The 211-nt window shown below is 36.0% G+C and carries 1 tRNA gene; it reads left to right on the forward strand.

The annotated features are described in order from the left end of the window. Positions 1 to 139: 139 nt before the first annotated feature. A tRNA-Lys gene (locus NRL14_RS21040) sits at positions 140 to 211 on the forward strand.

Here is a 211-nt window from a genome sequence, read left to right on the forward strand (position 1 = left end):
GGTCATTAGCTCAGTTGGTAGAGCAGTTGACTTTTAATCAATTGGTCGATGGTTCAAATCCATCATGACCCACCATTTTATATTTATAAATAATATAATGGTTTAACTTAGACTTTAGTACAGACAATTATATCAGAGCGGGTCATTAGCTCAGTTGGTAGAGCAGTTGACTTTTAATCAATTGGTCGATGGTTCAAATCCATCATGACCC

The organism is Pseudoalteromonas sp. 20-92 (assembly GCF_030847595.1).
Lineage (GTDB): Bacteria > Pseudomonadota > Gammaproteobacteria > Enterobacterales > Alteromonadaceae > Pseudoalteromonas > Pseudoalteromonas fuliginea.